We start from the raw sequence: 1,065 nt of genomic DNA, 5'->3' as shown, positions 1-1,065 counted from the left end.
CCGGCCCTGCCCTCATCAGGACCCGCGGCCCACCAGCTCAGCTCCGCTTGGTACAGGGGGTCGTAGCGACGCAACCCGGCAGTCGTCGCGGAGATCCTGCGTAGCGCGTGCGCGGCAGGCGGGTCGAGAAAGATGATGGTCGTGCCGGATCGGTGTCCGAGGAACTCCAGTATTTCGCGCGTCACCAGTCGATCCGTGGGCTGCGCCATCGGCGTCCGGTCGGTGTAGCGCCGATCGATCGCCTGGGCGAGAAGCAGTTCCGGCTCGGAAGGCACGTGCGGGCGCACAGGTTCGAGCGAGGCGACGTGCGAGCGAACCGTGGGCTCCGGGAAGGTGGTGACGCGGGACGCCCACCCCGCGGCGTTCCACGCGACATCGGCGTGGTTCAGCATCACCCCGCAGCCGAGCATGCCTTCCCGATTGAACATGTCCGTCGCGGGCAGCAGCCGGTCGGCGTCGACGTAGAGCGCCGCGGCGGTGCCGTCCCAGCGCCAGCGCCACGGCTGGCTGTTGTGGAGCGAAGGCGCGCGAGCGGCACGGTCGAAAACAGCGCGGACAGTCTCGAGCTCGGGCCTGGGGTCACCGGTCATCGGTATCCTCCGCGTCTCGGATCAACAGGTCGGCTATCGGTCGCCGGGGCGTTTCGGGCGGAAAATCAGCACTCGTCGGTGCCCAACCGACCCGGACGATGGCCTGCGGATAAGCGGTGCCGAACAGCAGATCTCGACGAATGAGCGCGCGTTGTCCAGCGATCTCGAGCGGTTCGGTGAGCACGCAGGTGGCCAGGCCGATTCCGGTTGCAGTCAACAACACGCTGCTGAGCGCCTCGCCCGCCCGCAGCCTCGACCGCCGATCGTCGGCGCCGGTGCCGAGCACCAGCAATTCGGCTTGATCGGGCTCGCTTGCCGGATCGGCGAATTCGGCCGCCGCGAAGGTCCTCGGCGGGAACTCATCCGCCGGACGCGCGGGCGGTACGTTGCGGGCGGGGACGCCGTCGGCACTGCCGTGGCGCCCCGACCACATCGCGAGTTCGAACCGATACGACTCGTCGTCGGCGTGAATCCT

General features: G+C 69.0%; 2 pseudogenes. Both read right to left on the bottom strand.

Features of this window, described 5'->3' with window-relative positions:
• A pseudogene (locus AB0F44_RS30360) lies at positions 1 to 590 on the bottom strand (hypothetical protein); the annotation flags it as partial.
• Positions 580 to 1,065, bottom strand: a pseudogene (locus AB0F44_RS30355) (hypothetical protein); the annotation flags it as partial. The pseudogenes AB0F44_RS30360 and AB0F44_RS30355, both read right to left, overlap by 11 nt.

This window comes from Nocardioides sp. NPDC023903 (genome assembly GCF_040639295.1).
GTDB lineage: Bacteria > Actinomycetota > Actinomycetes > Propionibacteriales > Nocardioidaceae > Nocardioides.
This window is presented reverse-complemented; position numbering and strand designations above follow the sequence as displayed.